This is a genomic window from Rubrobacter calidifluminis (assembly GCF_028617075.1).
Classification (GTDB): domain Bacteria; phylum Actinomycetota; class Rubrobacteria; order Rubrobacterales; family Rubrobacteraceae; genus Rubrobacter_E; species Rubrobacter_E calidifluminis.
The window spans coordinates 156,967-177,250 of sequence record NZ_JAQKGV010000002.1 but is presented as its reverse complement, the minus strand read 5'-3'; the positions used below and the strand labels follow the sequence as shown (position 1 = coordinate 177,250).

The 20,284-nt window shown below is 67.5% G+C and carries 22 protein-coding genes and 1 pseudogene; 11 read left to right on the top strand and 12 right to left on the bottom strand.

The annotated features are described in order from the left end of the window. Positions 1-75 precede the first annotated feature (75 nt). The 6 genes from dhaM to PJB24_RS02770 all read right to left on the bottom strand — a co-directional run bounded on the left by dhaM (position 76) and on the right by PJB24_RS02770 (position 5,612). Positions 76-468, bottom strand: a complete 393-nt coding sequence (dhaM, locus tag PJB24_RS02795; RefSeq protein ID WP_273842453.1) for a dihydroxyacetone kinase phosphoryl donor subunit DhaM — start codon at positions 466-468, stop codon at positions 76-78. Continuing rightward, the gene (gene dhaL, locus PJB24_RS02790) at positions 468-1,058 is read right to left on the bottom strand and encodes a dihydroxyacetone kinase subunit DhaL (RefSeq protein WP_420541876.1); all 591 of its coding nucleotides are present in this window, start codon (positions 1,056-1,058) and stop codon (positions 468-470) included. The genes dhaM and dhaL overlap by 1 nt, the downstream gene beginning before the upstream one ends. Before the next feature lie 139 nt (positions 1,059-1,197). Further along, positions 1,198-2,178, bottom strand: a complete 981-nt coding sequence (locus PJB24_RS02785; RefSeq protein WP_273842447.1) for an MIP/aquaporin family protein — start codon at positions 2,176-2,178, stop codon at positions 1,198-1,200. A 15-nt stretch (positions 2,179-2,193) separates the two neighbouring features. Beyond that, positions 2,194-3,195 (bottom strand): dihydroxyacetone kinase subunit DhaK, encoded by a 1,002-nt coding sequence (dhaK, locus tag PJB24_RS02780; protein WP_273842445.1) that lies wholly within the window; start codon positions 3,193-3,195, stop codon positions 2,194-2,196. Positions 3,196-3,206: 11 nt separating this feature from the next. Then, positions 3,207-4,730 carry a glycerol kinase GlpK gene (gene glpK, locus PJB24_RS02775; protein ID WP_273842443.1) on the bottom strand — a complete coding sequence of 508 codons (1,524 nt, stop codon included), beginning with the start codon at positions 4,728-4,730 and terminating at the stop codon, positions 3,207-3,209. A 261-nt stretch (positions 4,731-4,991) separates the two neighbouring features. After that, the gene (locus PJB24_RS02770) at positions 4,992-5,612 is read right to left on the bottom strand and encodes a glycerol-3-phosphate responsive antiterminator (RefSeq protein WP_273842441.1); all 621 of its coding nucleotides are present in this window, start codon (positions 5,610-5,612) and stop codon (positions 4,992-4,994) included. 157 nt (positions 5,613-5,769) lie between these two features. Here PJB24_RS02770 and selD point away from each other — a divergent pair, with 157 nt between their 5' ends. Continuing rightward, a complete protein-coding gene (selD, locus tag PJB24_RS02765; protein WP_273842439.1) occupies positions 5,770-6,804 on the top strand; it encodes a selenide, water dikinase SelD in 1,035 nt (344 codons plus the stop codon). Here selD and PJB24_RS02760 read toward each other — a convergent pair. Then, positions 6,801-7,889, bottom strand: coding sequence for a MarR family winged helix-turn-helix transcriptional regulator (locus tag PJB24_RS02760; protein ID WP_273842437.1), 1,089 nt, complete (start codon positions 7,887-7,889; stop codon positions 6,801-6,803). The two genes, selD and PJB24_RS02760, sit on opposite strands and share 4 nt — an antisense overlap. A gap of 110 nt (positions 7,890-7,999) precedes the next feature. Between PJB24_RS02760 and PJB24_RS02755 the strand changes: the two genes are divergently transcribed. From PJB24_RS02755 to PJB24_RS02715, 9 genes and pseudogenes are all read left to right on the top strand, one after another. Continuing rightward, positions 8,000-8,473, top strand: coding sequence for a nitroreductase/quinone reductase family protein (locus PJB24_RS02755; protein WP_273842435.1), 474 nt, complete (start codon positions 8,000-8,002; stop codon positions 8,471-8,473). Between the two features lie 171 nt (positions 8,474-8,644). Beyond that, on the top strand, positions 8,645-10,279 hold the full coding sequence (locus PJB24_RS02750; protein WP_273842433.1) for a DHA2 family efflux MFS transporter permease subunit: 1,635 nt from the start codon (positions 8,645-8,647) through the stop codon (positions 10,277-10,279). A 94-nt stretch (positions 10,280-10,373) separates the two neighbouring features. Next, positions 10,374-10,847: an SgcJ/EcaC family oxidoreductase gene (locus tag PJB24_RS02745; RefSeq protein ID WP_273842430.1), complete on the top strand. Its 474-nt coding sequence runs from the start codon at positions 10,374-10,376 to the stop codon at positions 10,845-10,847. A gap of 97 nt (positions 10,848-10,944) precedes the next feature. Next, positions 10,945-11,403 (top strand): MarR family winged helix-turn-helix transcriptional regulator, encoded by a 459-nt coding sequence (locus PJB24_RS02740; RefSeq protein WP_273842428.1) that lies wholly within the window; start codon positions 10,945-10,947, stop codon positions 11,401-11,403. 64 nt (positions 11,404-11,467) lie between these two features. Further along, a complete protein-coding gene (locus PJB24_RS02735; protein ID WP_273842425.1) occupies positions 11,468-11,971 on the top strand; it encodes a DoxX family protein in 504 nt (167 codons plus the stop codon). Next, positions 11,972-12,381, top strand: a pseudogene (locus tag PJB24_RS02730) (PPOX class F420-dependent oxidoreductase). Positions 12,382-12,391: 10 nt separating this feature from the next. Continuing rightward, complete coding sequence (locus PJB24_RS02725) at positions 12,392-13,339, top strand: ring-cleaving dioxygenase (protein WP_273842421.1); 948 nt, start codon at positions 12,392-12,394, stop codon at positions 13,337-13,339. Between the two features lie 183 nt (positions 13,340-13,522). Further along, positions 13,523-14,116 carry a DNA integrity scanning protein DisA nucleotide-binding domain protein gene (locus PJB24_RS02720; protein ID WP_273842419.1) on the top strand — a complete coding sequence of 198 codons (594 nt, stop codon included), beginning with the start codon at positions 13,523-13,525 and terminating at the stop codon, positions 14,114-14,116. A 5-nt stretch (positions 14,117-14,121) separates the two neighbouring features. Beyond that, positions 14,122-15,042 carry an NADP-dependent oxidoreductase gene (locus PJB24_RS02715; RefSeq protein WP_273842560.1) on the top strand — a complete coding sequence of 307 codons (921 nt, stop codon included), beginning with the start codon at positions 14,122-14,124 and terminating at the stop codon, positions 15,040-15,042. Here PJB24_RS02715 and PJB24_RS02710 read toward each other — a convergent pair. Together PJB24_RS02710 and wrbA are read right to left on the bottom strand one after the other, a co-directional pair. Continuing rightward, on the bottom strand, positions 15,036-16,058 hold the full coding sequence (locus PJB24_RS02710) for an iron-containing alcohol dehydrogenase (RefSeq protein ID WP_273842417.1): 1,023 nt from the start codon (positions 16,056-16,058) through the stop codon (positions 15,036-15,038). The two genes, PJB24_RS02715 and PJB24_RS02710, sit on opposite strands and share 7 nt — an antisense overlap. 11 nt (positions 16,059-16,069) lie before the next feature. Continuing rightward, positions 16,070-16,675, bottom strand: a complete 606-nt coding sequence (gene wrbA, locus PJB24_RS02705; RefSeq protein WP_273842415.1) for an NAD(P)H:quinone oxidoreductase — start codon at positions 16,673-16,675, stop codon at positions 16,070-16,072. A 129-nt stretch (positions 16,676-16,804) separates the two neighbouring features. Between wrbA and PJB24_RS02700 the strand changes: the two genes are divergently transcribed. Further along, positions 16,805-17,383 (top strand): TetR/AcrR family transcriptional regulator, encoded by a 579-nt coding sequence (locus PJB24_RS02700; protein WP_273842414.1) that lies wholly within the window; start codon positions 16,805-16,807, stop codon positions 17,381-17,383. Here PJB24_RS02700 and trpE read toward each other — a convergent pair. From trpE to hisF, 3 genes are read right to left on the bottom strand one after another with little or no spacing between them, the layout of a single operon-like run. Next, positions 17,380-18,891, bottom strand: a complete 1,512-nt coding sequence (gene trpE, locus PJB24_RS02695) for an anthranilate synthase component I (RefSeq protein ID WP_273842411.1) — start codon at positions 18,889-18,891, stop codon at positions 17,380-17,382. The two genes, PJB24_RS02700 and trpE, sit on opposite strands and share 4 nt — an antisense overlap. After that, positions 18,884-19,525: a bifunctional phosphoribosyl-AMP cyclohydrolase/phosphoribosyl-ATP diphosphatase HisIE gene (gene hisIE, locus PJB24_RS02690; protein WP_273842409.1), complete on the bottom strand. Its 642-nt coding sequence runs from the start codon at positions 19,523-19,525 to the stop codon at positions 18,884-18,886. The genes trpE and hisIE overlap by 8 nt, the downstream gene beginning before the upstream one ends. Then, positions 19,494-20,282: an imidazole glycerol phosphate synthase subunit HisF gene (gene hisF, locus PJB24_RS02685; protein WP_420541875.1), complete on the bottom strand. Its 789-nt coding sequence runs from the start codon at positions 20,280-20,282 to the stop codon at positions 19,494-19,496. Before hisF ends, hisIE begins: the two co-directional genes overlap by 32 nt. Positions 20,283-20,284: the final 2 nt, after the last annotated feature.

Below are 20,284 nucleotides of genomic sequence, written 5' to 3'. Positions count from 1 at the left end.
CCGCTCCTTCCTCTGGCTGCACATTCATTTTGTACCCGGCTCACCGGCGGAGGTCAGGAAGAGCAAGCACATCCCCTAATGCAGCTTCGGCTCCGTCCTGGCCTGCCGGGCCGCCTCCATGCACTCCCGGGCGTCGGCGCCTGCGGAGGCGACCACCCCGGCTGCGAACGCCCCCTCGACGAATGGGGCGTCGACCAGATGGACCCGCTCCCTGAGTCCCTCGTCGAGCATCTCAATCACCGCCTCGGCCGAGAGGACCGCGCTCCCGATATCCATAAAGATGAGGATTTCGTCCGTCCCGATCTCCTCTATGGCGTTCCCTATCCTGTCCGGGTCGGTTCCGAGGGCGCCGTCCGGATCCCCCCCGACGGCCCGGACCTCGACATCTCCGGCCATCTGCCGCACCAGCTCCGCCGTGCCCGAAGCTATCTCGGGGCTGTGGGAGACGAGCACCAGGCCCGTTGCCATCACGCCTCCAAAGCCAGGGCCGCGGCGTCCAGCAGCAGGTGCATGGAGGCCGCCCCGGGGTCCTTGTGCCCTGCGGCCCGCTGACCGAGGTAGCTCGCCCTCCCGCGCCGGGCGGCGAGCGGAACAGTCGACTCCGCCCCCTGGGCTGCCGCCTCGGCCGCCGCCCGGAGCACCCGGCCCACGTCCCCCGAGGACCCGGCCTCCTTCCTAGCCGCCTCGACCGCGGGCTCGAGCGCGTCGACCATAGTCTTGTCACCCACCTCGGCCTTGCCCCTCTGCTTGATGCCAGCGAGGGCCGCCTCCATCGCCTCCACCGCGTCCGAAGCATCCGGCTCTTCCTTGCCTGAGAGCGCGGAGGAAGCCCTGAGAAAAGCCGTGCCGTAGAGCGGGCCGGCGGCCCCGCCCACCTTACTGATCAGCGCCATCGAGACGGCCTTGAGCACGTCGGAGGGTGTGGACGGAGCGTCTGTCTCCAGACGCTCCAGCGCGGCCTGAAAGCCCCGGTGCATGTTCGTCCCGTGGTCGCCGTCGCCGATCTTCGAGTCGAGCCGGGTCAGCTCCTGCCGGTGCTCCTCCACCGCGGCGGCCATCGCCCTCACGACCGCGATCGTAGACTCAGCGGAACTCAAGAAAACTCCTTTCTCAGGGAACCATCACATCCCGGGGAAGGCGGAGGTCCGGCCGCCTCGCGCCGGACCTCCGCCTCCAGCCCCGCACCGGTAGAACATCCTACTCCTTTACAGTCCTCCCCCGGGGCTCGGCCTCGCGTCCGGTGTCCGCTCCGCGCTGATCAACGTTGGTCTCCCCCTGGGCCTCCACGGCCGGCGTCGGCGGCTGTCCTCTGGAGAGGAGCACGTTCCGGATGAAGAAGTCGTAGACGTAGGCGCCGATCACCCCTCCAACCAGCGGTCCGACTATCGGAACCCAGAAGTAGTTGCTGAACGACCCCTTTACCGTACCCGGCATCGCCACCTGCCCCCAGCCGGCGAACCAAGCCAGCAGCCTGGGTCCGAAGTCACGGGCCGGGTTTATCGCATAACCCGCGTTCGCCCCGTAGGACATACCTATCGCCGCTACCGCCATGCCGACGAGGAACGGGGCCATGTTGGACAGCGGGGGCTGGTTGCGGTCGTCGGTGAGCGCGAAGACGAACATGACGAGGAACATCGTGCCCACGATCTGGTCGATGAGCGGTCCCACCATGCTGCCGTGGAAGTACGGGGCGGGGAAGGTCGCGAAGATCGAGAAGGTCGTGTTGGAAGCCGGATCGCCCCTGGTTATGTGGTTCGCCTGCTCGAAGCTAGCTATCGCGTTGTGGTAGACGAGATACACCAGGGCGGCGCCCACGAACGCCCCTACCACCTGAGCCACCATGTACGGTATAACCTTGCGCCACGGGAAGTCTCTCTTCGCCGCCAGCGCGAGCGTCACCGCCGGGTTCAGGTGGGCCCCGCTTATCCCTCCAGCGACGTAGACGCCGAAGGCGACCGCCATCGCCCAGCCCCAGGTTATGAGCAACCAGTCGCCGGAGGCCAGGAAGATGGTGTGCCCGTTCTCCGCCCGGCCCGACTGGTTGAGCGCGGCGACCGCCATCGCGACCACGCCGTCTCCGAAGGCTATCAGAACGAAAGTGCCCAGAAACTCGGCCGAGAGCTCGCCCCACACCGTGGAACGCCAGCCTCGCCTGGGTGGTGCTGCAGCCTGTGCCATAGCTACTCCTTTCCTCTAGAACGGCCTGCCCGCCGCGACCGTGCAGGGTGCGGCGAGGTAGCGCTTCATCTCTTCATCCAGCTTCAGGAGCGTTATCGAGAAGCCCGCCATCTCGAGAGACGTCATGTAGTCCCCGATGTAAGGCCTCCTCCAGACCTCGATACCCTCCCTCTTCAGCACGTCGTGTACGTGCTGGTAGGCGACGTAGAGTTCCATCAACGGCGTGCCGCCGAGCCCGTTGACGATCACGGCGACTTCGGAACCGGAGTAGTCCACCGAGTCGCCGAGGATCTTCTCGAGCATCCGATCGACTATCCTGTCGGCGGGTTCTATCTTCCTGCGCTCGGCTCCGGGTTCGCCGTGGATGCCGATCCCGATCTCCATCTCGTCGTCCGCGATCTGGAAGATGGGCTCCCCGGCCTCCGGCGGCGTGCAGCTGGTTAGGGCCATCCCCATCGAGCGGACGTTGGCGTTGACCCTCTCGGCGAGTTCCTTTATCTCGGGGAGCTTCTTGCCGTCGTCGGCCGCGGCGCCGCAGATCTTGTGCACGAAGATCGTACCCGCGATCCCGCGCCGCCCGCTGGTGTAGGTGGAGTCCTCGACGGCCACGTCGTCGTTGGTGACGACGTAGTCGGTCTCTATCCCCTCGGCCTCGGCGAGCTCCCCGGCCATCTCGAAGTTCAAGACGTCCCCGGTGTAGTTCTTGACGACGTAGAACACCCCGGCCCCGCCGTTCACGGCCTTGGTGGCCTCGAGCATCTGCTCGGGGGTGGGGCTGGTGAAGACGGCCCCGGCGCAGGCGGCGTCGAGCATCCCGGGCCCGACGTACCCGCCGTGGGTCGGTTCGTGCCCCGAACCGCCGCCGGAGACGAGCGCGACCTTGCCTTCGACGGGGGCGTCGGCCCGGACGACGACGTTGTGCTCGGGGATCAGCCGGATCAGACCCGGGTTGGCGAGCTCCATCCCCCGCAGCATCTCCTCTACGACGCGCTCGGGGGCGTTGATGATCTTCTTCATCTTCCGCCTCCTCAGGCCAGCGGCGACTCGACGGCTTCTTTGGCCCACCGCCGGGAGCGCTCGAGAGCTTCCTTCCACCGGGCGTAGAGCCGCTCACGCTCCTCCTCGCCCATCTGCGGCTCGTAGCGCCGCCTGAGGCGCCAGCGGTTCACCAGCTCTTCCTTATTCTCCCAGAAGCCGGTGGCGAGCCCGGCGAGGTAAGCCGCCCCGAGCGCGGTGGTCTCGAGCGTCTCTGGGACCTCGACCGGAACGCCGAGAATGTCCGCCTGGAACTGCATCATCCAGCGGTTCGCCGCGGCCCCACCGTCGGCCTTGAAGCTCGGGAGCTTTATCCCGGAATCTTTCTCCATGGCCTCGACCACGTCGCGTGTCTGGTAGCACATGCTCTCGAGCGCGGCCCGCGCCAGGTGCGCCCTGGTGGTACCGCGGGTGATCCCGACGATGGTCCCCCGGGCGTAGGAGTCCCAGTGCGGGGCCCCGAGCCCCACGAGCGCCGGGACGAAGTACACGTCGTCGTTGGAATCCAGGCTGCGGGCGAGATCTTCGGTCTCGGCCGCGTTCTGGATTATCCCGAGCCCGTCCCGCAGCCACTGCACGGCAGCCCCGGTGATGAAGATCGCACCCTCCAGCGCGTACTCGACCGGCTCGTCCCCGAGCTTCCAGGCTATGGTGGTCAGCAGATCCCCACCGCTGCGGATGCCCTCGGTGCCGGTGTTCATCAGCGCGAACGATCCCGTACCGTAGGTGTTCTTGGTGAGCCCCCTCTCGTAGGCGACCTCCCCGAAGAGCGCCGCCTGCTGGTCTCCGGCGATCCCGGCGATCGGAACCTCGGCCCCGAACATGACGTCCGGATCGGTCTTCCCGTAGACGTAAGAGGAGGGCATGACCTCGGGCAGGATCTCGCGCGGCACGTCGAGCATCTCCAAAAGCTCGTCGTCCCACCTGAGGTCGTAGATGTTGTAGAGCATCGTGCGCGAGGCGTTCGAGTAGTCGGTTATGTGCTCTCGCCCCCCGGTGAGCCTGTAGACGAGCCAGGAGTCTATCGTGCCGAAGCAGATCTCCCCGGACCTGGCCTTCTCCCTCAGACCCTCGACGTTGTCCAGAAGCCACTTGACCTTCGAACCGGAGAAGTAGGCGTCGACCGTAAGCCCGGCTTTGTCCCGTACCAGCTTCTCGTAGCCGCGCGCGACGAGATCGTCGCAGATCCCCGCGCCCCTCCGGTCCTGCCAGACGATGGCCCGGTGCACCGGCTCCCCTGTCCTGCGATCCCACATCACCACCGTCTCGCGCTGGTTGGTTATCCCTATCCCCGCGAGCGAGCCGGCCGAGACCCCGGCATCTTCGAGCGCGTCCCTTATGACCCCGAGCGTGACCTCCCAGATCTCGTTCGCGTCGTGCTCGACCCACCCGGGACGCGGGTAGTGCTGGGTGAATTCCCTCTGCGCCTCACCGACCGTGGCGCTGTCGTGGTTGAAGACTATCGCCCTGGAGCTAGTGGTCCCCTGATCGACCGCCAGTACGTATTCTCCCGGCATACACTTCCTCCTCTCCCTCCCCGCTGCTGCCAGACCAAAAGGCCTCCGTCACACGTCTAAAGATCACCCCTAATCCGCCTTCCCCACCTCCTCTTTCCTCGTACCCAGCATACCGCCCCGCGGTTCTCCACCTAAAGCTAGAGAGCCCCGCGCAAAGCCGCGACGCGGCAGCCGCACGGCAAACCTATCGCAGCTCTGCGCGGGGCTCTCTCTTCTCTCTGCGCCCTGCGCAACGCAGATTACTATTTATGCGCATTCACTTTACAGGTTCGCGGGCTCCACGTCAAGGGAGCGCCAGAGCGCCCTGGTGCTGGTCGAGACGCCGGCTGCGCCGGCGTCCACGATAGCGCGCACGGTCCCCCGGTCCCGGACGAGCCCGCCGGCCAGGGTGAGCGGCTTGAGGGTACCGGCGTACTCGGCGGCGATCTCCGGGTATACGACGCCGGGCAGTATCTCCACGCCGTCCGGGTCGGCCTGGCGGATGAGCTTCATCCCCCTCCGGACCGCGCTGGAGTCTATGGCGAAGAGGCGCTGGATGGTGATGAGGTTGGTCTGCCTGGCGATCTCTATGACGTGGCGGTGGGTTGAGATGATCCCATCCACCCTGCCGGAGAGGAACCCGAGCCCGCTGGCATCGGAGGCTATCCCGCCTACCATGTCCACGTTTATGCAGACCGGGGGCCGACGCCGGGCGCGACGACAGAGCTCGACGATCTTGAAGACATCCCCGCCGAGGACGAAGATGGCCGGGTGGTCCCCGGCGAGCAGTTCCTCCAGCGTTTCGTCCGGGGCGCGCACCGCGGGTATCACGGGGTTTTTGGAAAGCGCGAGGAGCAGCCGGCGCACGAGCGGCTTGGGCTCCGTTCTCTCGGCTTGCTTCACCATGGTTCTCCTCCACTACCCCGCTCAGCGCGGCAGCCGTCGGCGACAGAGACGGCCGGGCGCATGAGACCGGCATCGCTTCGAGCTTAACCCACCGATCGGTGCCGGTCAACGCCGGCGGCGGAGCCTCCTGCCGGGGAGTTATACTCTCCGCGAGATGGACGAGCGAACGAGGATAAGGCTCACCAGGTACTCCACCAAGGCCGGTTGAGCGTCGAAGTTCGCTCCGGGGGACCTGGAGCAGGCACTCTCGGGACTCGTTCCCGGCGACGCCGGCGGACTCGTGAGCGGGATAGAGAGCCGCGACGATGCAGGCTACATCCCGTTCGGGGGTGGTCTCTTGCTGCAGACGGCAGACTTCTTCACCCCGATCGTGGACGATCCGTACCGATTCGGCCAGATCGCCGCGGCCAACGCCCTCTCGGATGTCTACGCGATGGGCGGCGAGCCCCTTACCGCGATGAACCTGGTCGCCTTCCCCTGCTCGCTCGACCTCGGCATACTGCGGGAGATCCTCGCCGGTGGGCTCTCGAAGATAGAGGAGGCCGGAGCCAGGCTCTGCGGCGGGCACTCGGTACAGGACGACGAACCGAAGTACGGCCTCTCTGTCACCGGCTGGGTGGAAGAGGATCGGGTCACCAGGAACACCGGGGCACGCCCCGGCGACGCTCTCGTACTTACCAAACCTCTGGGCACCGGCATCCTGACCACCGCCCTCAAACGCGACCTGCTCCCGGAGAAGCACCTCGAGGAGACCGTGCGGTGGGCCACCCGCCTCAACCGCGGCGCCCGCGACGCGGCCCGCGAGGTCGGCGTCTCCGCCGCCACGGACGTCACCGGCTACGGGCTGCTCGGACACCTCCTGGAGATGATGGAGGCGAGCGGGACAGGAGCGATCGTGCACCGGCGTAGCGTCCCGTTGCTCGATCGCGCCTCTTCGCTCGCCGCAGAGGGCTGTTACCCCGGCGGCCTGAACAACAACCGCACCTATCTGCAGGAGAAGGTGCACCCGGACGGTGTATCGGAGGAAGACCTCCTGCCGCTCTACGACCCGCAGACGAGCGGAGGCCTCCTGCTCTCGGTCCCGGCGGAGAGAGCCGGAGAGCTGGTGCAGGCGCTGAAGGCCCGCGGGGAGCTCGCGAACATCATCGGGGAGGTCACGGAAGACTCCGGAGTCAGGGTGATCCCCTAGCGGATGACAACGTCCAGCCTGCTCGCCCCGCCGGAGAGCACGATCTCGTAGCGGTCTTCCGAGCTCTCGTAACCCTTACTCTGCAGCCTTAGCGTCCCTCCCACCGCGCCGAGGTGCTGGTCGTCGAAATTCAGCCCGCTGACCCCTCCCTTCACGACCAGCCGCGCGGCCGCCCCCTGCGGGCGGCTCAACGTTATGCCGCTCGCCCCGCCGGAGATGCGCACCGGCACCGTGCCCTCCAGTTCGGGTAGAGAGACCTCTACCTTGCTGGCTCCGCCTTTGATCTCGAGCGAGGAGAGCTTGAGAACCGCGAGGTCCGCCACGAGCTCCGAAGCCCCTCCCCGAACCTCGATCTCCCACGGTATTCCGGCGTTCAGCGTGACCCTCCCGGACCTCCTGCGCCACTCCATCGGCCTGAAGCGCCGCGGATAGCGGATGGTGACGGTGCCGCCCTTCTCCCTCACCTCGGGAGAGGGCCCCTCGAAGTGCGCCCGGTAAAGTTCCTCCAGGTCCGGGTCGGCGCTGATGATCACCCGCGACGCCCCGGCCGCGAACACCAGCTTCCCGCGCTCCACCCCACCGAGCGGTGATACGAACTCCCCTCCCTCCCCCCCTCGCAGCTTGTAGATCTCAGCCCTGGTCATCGCGTTGCTCCGCCTCAGGAAGTCCACCAGGAAGGCCAGCTGCTCGTCGTCGTAGTCGGAGACCAGCCCGGCCCAGGACCTCCCGATGGAGTCGAAGATCGGACCGGCCTTACGCATGAACTCCTCGTTCGGAACCAGCCGGACGATCACCCGCCGGCGGTCGCCCGGGTCCCTCTCCCGCCGCACCAGCCCAACCCTCTCCAGCCGGTTGATAAGACCCGTGATCGCCCCGGTCGTCACCCCCGTCATCTCCGCGAGCTCACCCGCCGTCACCGGCCCGGTGATGTCCAGTATGTTCACGACCTGCAGATCTATCGCGTTCAACCCGACCCTGTCCGCTATGGCCCGGAAGAAGAACTCCCCGAGCACGTTCGTCTGGCGGACCTCCCTCTCCAGCTCCACCAGCAACTCCTCGCGTTTTTTCGGTGACCCACTTGACAACTTCCTCACCTCCGTTTATGCTGCTATTAGTTTACCATCTAAAATATTTTTTTAATTTCCCATTAGCAACTAAACTTATTGCAGTGTAGCACGGTGACGGAAGGAGGCTGATGGCGGGCAGCGGGAAGAGGAGGCGTCTGGAGGAGCTGGGGTTGCCCGGCTGGTTGAGCCTGGTCAACCCGGTGGTCGCTTTTCTGCAGCGGCTGGGATTGGTGGTTGGGCCGATGTGTCTGATCTCGGTCCCGGGCCGCAGGAGCGGCAGGATGCGCACGACGCCGGTCTCCCTGCTGGTGGTGGACGGCCGGCGCTACGTGGTCGCCGGCACCGGGGAGGCGGATTGGGTGGAGAATGCCCGAAGGGCGGGGTGGGCGATCCTCTCCCGCGGGCGCCGCGAGGAGCGCGTGAGGCTGGTCGAGCTGCCCGTCGAGGAGCGCGTCCCCATCCTCAGGGAGTTCCCGGAGAAGGTGCCGGGCGGCGTAACGTTCTTCCGGCGCCTGTACGGCATCTCCGGGTCTCCGGAGGAGTTCGCGGGCCTGGCGCCGCGGTGCCCGGTATTCAGGATCGAGGGAGGAAAGATGGTTTGAGTAGACAGAGAGGCCCCGGCGGGTGCGGCCACACCCGCCGGGGCCGGACGTTCCCCGTAACAGCCCTGCGGAGCGGACCGTCGGGGTCGTGCGTACCCTCAAGCATAGCAGGTCGCAGGCTCCGCAGGGTAGCAGATGAACTCCATTCATCAGGAAGGAGCCAGCAGAGAGATGTCTGACCAGAAAGGCCGGGTGCGGGGCAACCGCTGGGCGGTGATGGCGGTGCTCGTTCTGGGCCTCTTCATGACGTTGCTCGACCTGACCATCGTCAACATCGCCATACCGAGGATCATAGACGGCATCGGGGCCTCGCTCGATGAGGTTCTGTGGGTCCTCAACGCCTACAGCCTGCTCTACGCGGTGCTGCTCATCACCGCCGGAAGGCTCGGCGATATCCTCGGGCCGCGCAACCTGTTCATCGCGGGCATCGCCCTCTTCACCGCGGCCTCGGTCGCAAGCGGCCTCGCCCGGGACCCGGCCCAGCTCATCGCCGCCCGCGCGCTGCAGGGGCTCGGGGCCGCGCTCCTGGCCCCGCAGGGTCTCCCCCTCATGACCAGCCTCTTCCCGCCCGGACAGCGCGGGGCCGTCTTCGCTCTAAACGGCATAGTGAGTGGGCTCGCAGTACTCGCCGGGCCGACCTTGGGCGGCTTCATCGTCACCCATCTGGGGTGGCGTTGGATCTTCTACGTCAATGTGCCCGTGGGCCTCGCCGTCATCGCCCTCGCCTTCGCCCTCGTCCCCGACCTCCGGCCCGGACGCCGCCACCGGCTCGACCTCACCGGAGTCCTCCTAGCCACCGCCGGACTCCTCGGCGTCGTCTTCGGCCTCATCGAAGGCGAGCGCCACGACTGGGGGAAGGTCTACTCTTTCATAACCATACCCGAGATCATCTGCGCGGGCGCGTCTCTCCTCGCCATCTTCCTCATCCACCAGCGCTTCCACCAGAACAGCGAGCCGCTCGTACCCTTCGCCGTCTTCAGGGACCGCAACTTCACCCTGATGACGCTCGTCCTGGCGGCGATAGGCTTCGCGATGCTCGGCGTCTACCTCCCCCTGACGATCTACCTGCAGTCGGTCCTGGGCTACAGCGCGCTCGCGGCCGGGCTCACCATAGCGCCGCAACCTCTCGCGATGATGCTCGTCTCCCCCTTCGCTGGCATCCTCGCAGACAGGATGGGCGGCAAGTACGTCCTCCTCTTCGGCCTCCCGGTCTTCGCCTCCGGAGTGGGCTACATAGACTGGGTCGCCCACGCAGGCTCCCCCCGCTGGATCTTCCTGCCCGGCCTGATCGCGAGCGGCGCAGGGCTCGCCTGCGTCTGGGGCCCGGTCTACAGCATCGCTACCCGGAACCTCAGGCCCGAGCTCGCAGGTGCGGCATCCGGGGTGCTCAACACCACCCAGGAGCTCGGCGGCGTCATCGCCGGCGCAGCCGTCGGCGCCCTCCTTCAGAACCGCCTCGCCTCAGCCCTCCACGACCAGGCCACAAGCCGCTCCTCGCAGCTCCCGCCGCAGGTCCGCGACCGCTTCGTGGCGGGTTTCGGTCACGCCGCGAAGAGAGGCTTCGAGGTGGGAGCCGGCCAGACGGGAGGCGGGACGCACCTACCGCGGAGCGTACCCCCGCAGCTCGCTCACCGCATAGAGAGCGCCGCCCACAGCGTCTTCACCCACGGCTTCGTGGACGCGATGCACCCGACGATGGTGCTCCCGATAGCCGTCGTCCTGCTCGCCGCCCTGGGCTGCCTCGCCGTGGACAACCGGCGCAAAGATCATCAGGTGTTCATGACCGAAGACACAACCACCGGATAGTTCCACCGGGTGGCACGCCAGGACGGCGCGCAGCCCGCTCAGATCACGGACACCAAAGAAATACAGCGTGCTCAACGATGCAGGAGAAACGAAGATGCAGAAGAAAACACCACACCCGAATGACGAAGCCGCCATCCAGGGCCTCATACAGGAGTTAGGTGAGGCCTGGGACCGGGGTGATGCCGACGCTTACGCCTCCCTGTTCACCGAAGACGCCGACTACGTCGTCTTCGACGGGACGCATCTCAAAGGACGCCAGGAGATCGCCGAGGCCCACCGGCCGCTCTTCGATCGGTTCATGAAAGGCTCCCGCCTCGTCACCGAGTCCTCCTCGCTGCGCTTCCTCTCACCCGACGTGGCTCTCATCCACAGCAGGGGAGCCATCCTCCGGGCACACCAGAATCACCCCTCGAGCCGGCGGCTCTCCGTCCAGACGATGGTCGCCGTCAGAGAAGGAGAGAAAGGCTGGCGCCTCGCCGCGTTCCAGAACACCCGCTACCGGCCGTTCGCCCGAACCCTCCTCGGACGACTGCTGGCGCTCGCACACTTCACGCCACGCCCGGGATGAGGCGGACAGCCCCCAAAAACGCTGATCTTCTTGACAAACATCCCTCCCGTGTTAGATGTTTAGCCGGCTAACTAATTGGTCTGGCGGGAGTCTGAGAGTGAACCGCGGAAGCGGAGAAGAGATCAGGGAGACCACCGGGCATCTGCTGGCCCGGGTGAGCAGGGCTCACCGGGGCAGGGTCGGGCGTGAGCTGGCGGCGCTGGGACTGCACCCGGGTCAGGAGCTGGTACTGGCGGAGCTGTGGCGGGAGGACGGTCTGCGGGTATGCGAGCTGGCCGGGAGGCTTGGGGTGGAACCGCCGACGGCGACCCGGATGGTCCAGCGTCTGGAGCGCTGCGGGTTCGTCGAGAGGCGGAGGGACCCCGAGGATGCGCGCAGCTTCCGGGTGTATCTGTCCGGGCGAGGACGGAGTGCGGTGGAACGCGTCTTCCGCTGCTGGGAGCAGGTCGAGCAGGAGGCGCTCGACGGTCTGAGCAGCGAAGAGAGGGCTCTTCTGCGAGGCCTTCTGGAGAGGGTACGGGGCAACCTGGAGGGGGTGACGGGCGTTAACGAGTAGCGGCTGTCGGGCAGTCTGTGTGTAGCGATCCAGAGACGATCCAGAGAGGAAAGGGAGGTCGGTAGTGAAAGATCTTTCGCAGCTTGTGCTGAGGGGTACTGCGGGGACACTCCTCGCCGGTCACGGGGGGCAGAAGCTCTTCGGTTGGTTCGGGGGCCCCGGCCCCGAGGGAACCAGGGGTATGATGGAGACGCTCAACCTCAAACCCGCCGAGCGCTGGGCGTTCGTGGGCGGTGCCTCGGAGTTCGGTGGCGGGGTGCTCACCGCGCTCGGGCTCTTCCACCCGGTGGGGCCGCTCGGGATCATCGGGGCGATGGCGATGGCGGCGCGCAAGGTGCACTGGAACAAGCCGATCTGGGCGACGGAGGGCGGTGCGGAGCTTCCGCTCACCAACATGGCGATCGCGCTTGCGCTCATGCTCTCCGGACCCGACAGGTACTCTCTGGACCGGCTCTTCGGCATCCGGCTGCCCGGCTGGGTGGGGCCGGTCGGTCTCGTGGTCGCGCTCGCTATCGTCGCGAAAGCCGTTCAGGAGAGCGAGAGAGAGATACAGGAGGAGGGAGAGTAGTTGAGCGAGAAGACTTCCTCCGTCATCCCGCATAAGTTCGAGGATCTGCTCAGGAGCAAGGCGCTGGCCCACGTGGCGACCGTGGGTCCCAAAGGCGAGCCGCAGAGCAACCCGGTGTGGTTCGACTGGGACGGCGAGTACATAAAGTTCAGCCAGACCAAGACGCGCCAGAAGTACCGCAACCTCAGGCGCGACCCGAGGGTAGCCCTCTCGATCGTCGATCCCGAGAACCCTTACCGCTACCTCGAGGTACGCGGTGTGGTGGAGCGCATCGAGGACGATCCGAACTTCGACTTCATAAACGCGATGGCCAAGAAGTATCTCGGGTGGACGAATACCCCGACCGGCGGCCGGGAGAGGAGCGGGTGATAATCTACGTCCGTCCCGAGCACACCACCCACATGGGCTGAAGGCGGTGCGATGGGCGAGACGAAGACCGTAACCCACGGGATACACCACCTCACCGCGATAGCCGGTCCGCCGCGTGAGAACGTGCTGTTCTACTCGGAGGTCCTGGGGATGCGTCTGGTGAAGAAGACGGTGAACTTCGACGACCCCACGACCTACCACCTCTACTACGGCGACGGGACCGGCAGCCCCGGCACGATCATCACCTTCTTCCCCTGGCCGGGCGCCCCGAAGGGACGCAAGGGGTCGGGGCAGGTGATCACGACCGCCGTCTCCGTACCCGCGGGCTCGCTCGGATACTGGACACAGAGGCTCATAGAAAATGGAGTCCGCTTCGAAAAGCCGCGTGAGCGGTTCGGGGACACGGTTCTCGGCTTCCAGGATCCTGACGGGTTACGTCTGGAGCTCGTCGCAGGCAGGAAGGAGACCCGGCAGGGATACTTCGGCGGTCCCGTCCCACCGGAGAGCGCGGTGCGCGGGCTGCACCACGTCACGCTCGCCGTCGAAGGTGCCGAGAAGACCGCGGAGCTTCTCACCGAACACCTCGGTTTCCGGAAGGTCGGCGAGACGGAGGGCCGGGTTCGGTTCGCGGCCGGTGACGGGAAGCCGGGCTCGCTCGTGGACGTCTCGGAGGCCGCGGGGTTCCCGGGCGGCAGCACGGGGGTGGGCACCGTCCACCACGTGGCCTTCCGGGTCCCGGACGAAGAGAGCCAGCTCGCGCTGAGGGAGGAACTGTCCTCCCTCGGGTACCACGTAACACCGGTGATGGACCGCAAGTACTTCCGCTCGGTCTACTTCCGCGAGCCCGGCGGCGTCCTCTTCGAGATCGCAACCGACCCTCCCGGCTTCACCGTAGACGAGGACCCCGACCACCTCGGAGAGAGGCTCCAGCTGCCACCGTGGCTCGAACCTCAGCGCACGAGTCTGGAAGGACTCCTCCCCGCCCTCTCCAGAGGCTGAGGGAGACCGCGGATGCGGGAAGAGAGGCCGGCTCATGATACAATGCTTATATAAATCCATACGGGAGGCTCGCTACCGGGGGGATGTTTCTTCGTATATTCCCCGGGGTGGGAAAGCAGGGGTCAGCACGTGGCACCCGGAGAAGCCGGCGGTTCTCTTCTCGAGAAGATGGAGGTTTGATACTTGGCCAAAGGCAAGAGGACGCTCTTCAAGGAGATCTGCTCCCAGAAGCGGGGGGTCAACACCAGGGTCCTGGAGCAGACCATAGCCCTGGCGGTCGAGATAGCGCGCGAGGGACGCGAGGGACGCAAGATAGGTACGCTCTTCGTGGTCGGGGACTCCGAGGAGGTGCTCAGGCGCTCGAAGACCCTGATCCTCGACCCCCTGGAGGGGCATCCGGAGGAGCGCAAGCACATAGAGGACGCCAACATGCGTGAGACGGTAAAGGAGCTAGCCCAGCTCGATGGGGCTTTCGTCGTTTCGGACGATGGCGTCGTCGTCTCGGCCACCCGCTACATCGACACGACCTCCGAGGGGGTCGAGCTGCCGCTGGGGCTGGGCAGCCGGCACATGGCCGCGGCCTCGGTGACCCGGCAGACCGGGGCGGTCGCGATAGTCGTCTCGGAGAGCTCGATGGTCCGGATGTTCGACGATGGGGAGCTCATCTCGGAGATCGTCCCAGAGTTCTGGATGTGGGACGGGTACAACTCCCGCCTCGAAGGCAGGACCTTCACCCGCACGGAGGAGGACATCACCGTCATCGGGAAGTCCGACTGACCGTGATGCGAGCGGTGGCGATAGACGGTTTCGGCGGCCGGGAGCGCATGCGGCTCGTAGAGCTCCCGAAACCGGAAGTCTCCCCCGAGGGCGTGCTCGTACGCGTCCGGGCCGCCGGGGTCGGCCCCTGGGACGTCAAGGAGCGCGAGGGGCTCTTCGGGCGAAGGAGCTTCCCCCACGTCCTCGGGCTCGAGGGCGCGGGCGTGGTCGAGGCGGCCGGTCCGCAGGCCGGAGGGTTCGCCGAGGGGGATGAGGTCTACCTCGCTTCGGGCGGCTGCTACGCGGAGTACGTCACCGCCCCGGCCGGGGTCGTGGCCCACAAACCGGCCTCGCTCTCCTTCGAGGAGGCCGCGGCGGTCCCGATCGCGGGCTGCACGGCGCATCAGGCTCTCTTCGACGAGATAGGGCTCCGCCGCGGCGAGACCATCCTCATCACCGGGGCCACGGGCGGTGTGGGCACCTTCGCCGTCCAGCTGGCTTCCGGCGTGATCGGGGCGCGGGTCATAGGGACCGCGAGCCCCCGCAACCACGACTACCTGCGCGATCTCGGCGCAGAGGCGGCCATCGACTACCACGGCGACTGGGTCTCGGCGGTGAGGGAAGCCGCTCCGGACGGTGTTGACGCCGTCTTCGACTGCGTCGGCGGCGAGACCTTCAGAAGGAGCTTCGGCGCGGTGCGCGACGGCGGGCGCGTCGTCTCGATAGTCGCCTTCGGCGAGGAGGTGGGGCGTGGGATCTCCTACCACGCCTTCAGCGCGACCTCCGACCGCCCCAGGCTGGAGAGGTTAGCGGAGATGATCGACGCCGGCAGGCTGCACGTCGAGGTCGCGGACGTCCTGCCGCTCGCGAGTGCGGCCGAGGCCCACGAGCGGGTGGAGTCCGGCCACACCCGCGGCAAGATCGTACTCAGGGTCGCGGATCAGTAGGCCCGGCGCAGTATCTCGAGCGCCCGGGCGGCGCGCTCCCCGAACTCCGAAGCCACCTTCTCCAGGTCTTCTTCGGGCACGCCGAAGTCCCGCAGCCTGTGCGGGAGACCGAGCTCCCGGACCAGCGCCGCCACCCTCTCCGGCGGGTCCCCGCCGAGCGCCCCGGAGAGAAGCTCCCACCTTTGTGAGGCGAAGCCCTCCCGCATGACCTCCAGACTCGGGGCGAGCGTGATGCACGAGGTGATGCCGTGCGGTATACCGTAGCTCGCCCCCAACCTGCGCCCGAGCACGTGTGAGATCCCCATCGGGGTGTTCAGCGGGGCGAAGTACGCGAGCCAGGATGCGACCTGAAGCTCACCCCGCACCTCCACGTCCCCGGGCTCGCGCTTCGAGCGCGGAAGAAGCCGCACCAGACGCCGCGCACCCTCAACCCCGGTCACGTCGGTCACCGGGTGCTCCCCCCCGTAGAGGATTCCCTCCACCGCGTGGTCGAGCGCCCGGATGCCGGTCGAGAGCCAGAGCCTCTCGGGCGTGGCGAGCGTGAGCTCGGGGTCGAGTATGACCACCGGCGGCACCGCCCGTTCGTCCGCAAACCCCGCCTTGCGCCCGGCGGCCTCGTCGGTCACCCCGACGAGGTGCGCCCACTCGGCCCCCGAGAGGGTCGTCGGGACGGCGACCTGCTGCGGGTAACCGACTCTCGCAGCCACCGCCTTCGTCCCGTCTACGACGCTCCCCCCGCCGAAGGCGACTAGGAGGTCGGCCTCCCGCGCCCGCTCCGCCGCCCGCTCCACGGCGCTCCCCGGCGTGTGCTCGCCCATCCCGGCGAAGGTCCCGGCGTGACGCTCCCCCAGAAGCCCCTCCACCCTCCTCACCAGGTCCGTCTTTTCGTCGAGCGTCCGGCCGGTGACGACGAAGGCGCGGCCGTACGGCCGCGCCTCCTCCTCGAGCCTCGCGACGCTGCCCGCGCCGAAATGCACCCGGCGCGTGGGAAGGAAGGTGTGCGTCCCCGCTCTCACACCAGGGGATTCTACACCCGGCTCCTTACCAGGGCCGCAGCCTTCTCGACCACCCGGCGTCCCTGGTAGCGGGCCGCGGCGAGCTCCTCCCCGGTCGGCCCCTCCTCGCGCCCGGTGCTGCTCGCCCCGTAGGGGTTGCCCCCCGCCTCGAAGACCTCCTGAGCGGTGTACCCGGGCGGTACGATCACCGCACCCCAGTGCGCGAACACGTTGTAGAGCGTCGCGATGGTCGTCTCCTGCCCGCCGTGGGCGTTCTGCGCGCTCGTGAACGCGCTCGCCACCTTGTCCGCGAGCTTCCCCTCCGCCCACAGCGGACCCGTCGTGTCGAGGAACTGCTTGAGCTGCGCCGAGACGTTCCCGAACCGCGTCGGCGTCCCGAAGACGAACGCGTCCGCCCACTCCAGATCCTCCAGGCTCGCCTCCGGTACGTCCTGCGTCTCGAGCGAATGCTCGTACCAGCCCTGGTTGCTCTTTATCGCCTCCTGCGGCGCCAGCTCCCGTACCTTGCGCAGACGCACCTCCGCCCCGGCCTCCCGGGCACCCTCCTCGACAGCCCGCGCCAGCCGGTAGACGTTGCCCGTCGCACTGTAGTAGATCACCGCTACCCTGACCGCCATCCAGACTCCTTCCAATATATGGACTACAGTCCGTTTATGCCGTGAAGTTAACGCGGTAGACTCATGCTGTCAAGGACGAAAGGTGTACGGGCTCACATGCGGGGTTCGTGGTCGAGAGGCGAAGAGGGGATGCGCAAAGACGCGGTGCGCAACCGGGAGAGGATCCTCGATGCGGCGCGCGCTCTGTTCTCCGAGCGCGGGGTGACGGGGGTGACGATGTCCGAGATCGCCCGGGCCGCCGGGGTCGGGAAGGGGACGCTCTACCGGCGTTTTCCGAACAAGGGGCTTCTGTGCGAGGCGCTCCTCGACGAGCCCACCCGCGTCTTCCAGCGGCGGACGATGAAGCTCGTCTCGGAGAGCGGGATCGGTGCGCTGGAGAAGCTGGATCGGTTTCTGGAGGAGATGGTCCTCTTCACCGAGGAGAACCTGGAGCTGCTCTACGGGGGCCAGGAGCCGCTCTGCGGCTCGGACAGGGTCGAGCGGTTCTCGCACCCGGCCTACGACTGGCAGCGCTGGACCGTGCTGGTGCTGTTGCGAGAAGCCGAGCGGGAGGGTGCGATCAGACGGGGGCTCGACCTCGAGTATCTGGCGCACGCCCTGCTCGCCCCGCTCGCGGTGGATCTCTACCACTACCAGCGGCACGTGCTAGGTTTCAGTTCGGAGCGGATAGCCCGCGGGCTGCGCGACCTCGCCTCGGAGAAGCTCTAGAGCCACATTGGGCGGCTCCGAGCCACCTCCAGCGCCCGGACGATCGCGCGGGCCTTGTTGCGGCTCTCCTCGTACTCCAGAGCAGGAACCGAGTCCGCCACCACCCCGCCGCCGGCCTGGAAGTAGACCCTCCCCCCCTTCACCAGCGCCGTGCGCAGGGTTATGCAGGTGTCGAGCCTCCCGTCCACCCCGTAGTAGCCCGTCGCGCCGGCGTAGGGTCCGCGGCGGGTGGGCTCCAGTTCGTCGATGATCTCCATCGCCCTGATCTTCGGCGCCCCGGAGACCGTTCCAGCCGGGAAGGCCGACGCCAGGGCGTCCAGCGCCGTGAGGTCTTCCCGCAGGTCGCCCTCCACCGTGGAGACTATGTGCATCACGTGCGAGTAGCGCTCTATCTGCATGAAGGCCGAGACCTCGACCGATCCGACCTCGCACACCCGCCCCAGGTCGTTGCGCCCCAAATCGACCAGCATCACGTGCTCCGCCCGCTCCTTCTCGTCGGCGAGGAGCTCCTTCTCGAGGGCCACGTCCTCCTCCGGCGAAGCCCCGCGCCTCCTGGTCCCCGCCACGGGCCGGGTCATCGCCCTTCTCCCCTCCACCCGCACCAGCGGTTCGGGGGAAGCACCGACGAGCGCGAAGTCTCCCATCTTCAGGTAGGTCATGTACGGGGAAGGGTTGACCGTACGCAGACCACGGTACAGGAGCAGCGGGTCCAGCTCCCCCACCCCGGCCTCGAAGCGCTGGGAGGGCACCACCTGGAAGGCGTCACCCGCCCGGATGTACTCTATCGCCCGTGCCACCGCCTCCTCGTACTCTCTCCGGTCCATGTTCGAGGTGATCTCGAGGCTGCCCTCTCCGGACGGCAGGTTTCGCGACCGGAGAGGGGCCGCCAGGCGCTCCGAAACCCTCCGGATGTCGTCCGCCGCCCGGCGGTAGGCCGCGACGAAACCCTCCCCGCCCACGTCCGAGAGCCCGGAGGCGTCCAGAAGCGAGACCACGAGCACCCGGTGGCGCAGGTGGTCGAAGACGACGAGGGTGTCCGTGAGCAGGAAGTAAGCCTCCGGGATACCCAGATCGTCCGGCGGGGCGTCCGGCAGCCGTTCCAGGTAGCGCACCGCGTCGTAGGAGAAGTAGCCCACCGCCCCGCCGACGAAAGCCGGCAGGTTCGGCAGCGGGGCGACGCTCTTTCTGCCCACTATGCCGGCGAGCCCCCGGAACGGGTCCCCGGCGGCCACCTCGCGCGCCCCGTCGGCGTCCACCACGGTGTAGACGCCGCCGCGGTAGGAGAGCGTGCGTTTGGGGTCGAAGCCGACGAAGGAGTAGCGCCCGAAGCGCTCGGCCGCCTCCGCGCTCTCGAGCAAGAAGAGGTTCTCCTCCCCGCCGAACTTCATCACCGCCGAGATCGGCGTCTCGAGATCCCCGATGAACTCGGCGTAGACAGGAACCACGTCGTAGCTCGCGGCGAGAGAGCGCGCCTCGTTCAGCGTGGGGGTGAGAGCCCCGCTAGCCATGCCGCTCGCGCAGGACGCGCGTCACGTCCTCCACACCCACCTGCTGCTCCTCGAGCAGGACCAGCAGGTGGTAGAGGAGATCCGCCGTCTCCTCGGCCACCCTCTCACCCGCAAGCGCGGCCACCACGACTTCGACCGCCTCCTCGCCCACCTTCTGCGCGACCCGGGCCCTGCCCTGCCGGAGGAGCTCCGCCGTGTAGGACCCCTCGGGCATCTCGCGGTGGCGCTGGGCTATCGTCCCGGCGAGCTCGCGCACCATCGCCCCGAAATCGTCCTCCTCCTTCTTCCCGCCGAGCGCGAGCCCCACCCCTTCCCCTGCGAGCGCCTTGAAGAAGCAGCTCTTCTGCCCCGTGTGGCACGCCGGCCCCCGCGGCTCCACCTTGTAGAGGAGCGCGTCTCCGTCACAGTCCACCCGCACCTCGACCACCCTCTGGGTGTTGCCGCTCGTCGCCCCCTTTCGCCACAGCTCCCGCCGCGATCGGGAGTAGTAATGCGCCTCGCCGCTCTCGAGCGTACGCTCCAGAGCCTCCCTGTTGGCGTAGGCGAGCGTGAGGACCTCGCCCGTGTTCGCGTCCTGCGCCACGACCGGGACCAGCCCGCTCTCACCGAAGTTCACGTTCCCCGCCGCGCTCAAAACGGACCGGGACCCCCTTTCTCGCCAGGTACTCCTTGACATCCCGTATGCTCCACGATCCGAAGTGGAAGATGCTCGCCGCCAGCACCGCGCTCGCCCCCGCCTCGACGGCCGCCACCATGTGATCCGGATGCCCCGCCCCCCCGGAGGCCACGATCGGAAGGGTCGTCCTCCCGGCGACCGCGGAGATGAGATCCAGGTCGTATCCGGTCTCGGTACCGTCGGAGTCCATGCTGTTCAAAACGAACTCCCCGGCGCCCCGCCGCTCGCCCTCGGCGAGCCACTCCAGCGCGTCCCTGCCGGTGTTCACCCGGCCCCCGTTCAGGTAGACCTCCCAACCCGCGCCACCCTCCCCGCGTTTCACGTCCACGCTCAGCACGATACACTGGCTCCCGAAACGCTCCGCGCCCCGGCTTATGAGGGCGGGGTCCCTGACGGCGGCGCTGTTCACCGAGACCTTGTCCGCCCCGGCCCGCAGCATCGCCCGCATGTCCTCCACGGTCCTCACCCCTCCGCCTATCGTGTAGGGGACGAAGACCTCCTCGGCGGCGCGCCGGGCCAGCTCCACGGCCGTAGAGCGCCGCTGATGGGAGGCGGTGATGTCGTAGAAGACGATCTCGTCGGCCCCCTCGCGGTCGTAGAGGGCGGCGAGCTCGACCGGGTCTCCCGCGTCGCGCAGGTTCTCGAAGCGGGTGCCCTTCACGACGCGTCCGGCGTCCACGTCCAGACAGGGGATTATGCGCACGCAGAGGGACATCT